The 612-nt window shown below is 65.4% G+C and carries 1 protein-coding gene; it reads right to left on the bottom strand.

Annotation, left to right across the window (positions count from 1 at the left end; genetic code table 11):
* Window positions 1-44: 44 nt before the first annotated feature.
* Window positions 45-612, bottom strand: a 568-nt coding sequence (locus tag D9C15_RS33240; RefSeq protein WP_205854988.1) for a transporter, incomplete at its 5' end; no start/stop codon positions are given.

The following is a 612-nucleotide window of genomic DNA, read 5'->3' on the forward strand; positions in this document are numbered from 1 at the left end:
CCCGGCGATTCGAAAACGCCGGGTTTCATTGTGGCTCAGGGGCCTCAGAACGCCTTCAGCAGGCGCAAGTTGATGCGGTCCGACTCCTTCAGGCCGTTGCGCACGGTCAGGTCACGTCCATAGAGCGCCGCGAAGTGCCAGCCGGGCGCGAAGCCCCACCCGAAGCCGAACTTGGCGTTGGTGGTCCGGGTGCGATCGTCGCTGGCAACGCCGTCGACGGAGGTCTCGCCGCCGACGAAGTGAGACGTGCCGGCGCGCAGGTCGAAGCCGCCGCCCAAGTTGTACTTGAGCCAAGCCTGGAACTGGTACAGCGGCTTCTGGGTGAGCGTCTGGCTGTTGGGCCCGTAGTCGTCGTTGTGGCCAAAGCCGGTGACGTCGGCCGCGAGTTGCAACGACAAGTCCTTCGACCCGAGCGGCGTGGTGTAGCCGGCCTGCAGCAGATACTTCCAGCGGTGCTCGCCGAGGTTGAGGGGCTTGTTCTTGTCGTAGGAGCCGATTGGCACCCAAACCGCCGGCGTGACACCGAAGAACTCGCCCTGGTCGGGCTTGTTCACCAGCCACACGGTACCGGTAACGATCAGATCGCCCACGCCGCTTGTGCTGCCCAGGGCG

It is taken from the genome of Piscinibacter defluvii (genome assembly GCF_004011805.1).
Classification (GTDB): domain Bacteria; phylum Pseudomonadota; class Gammaproteobacteria; order Burkholderiales; family Burkholderiaceae_C; genus Piscinibacter; species Piscinibacter defluvii.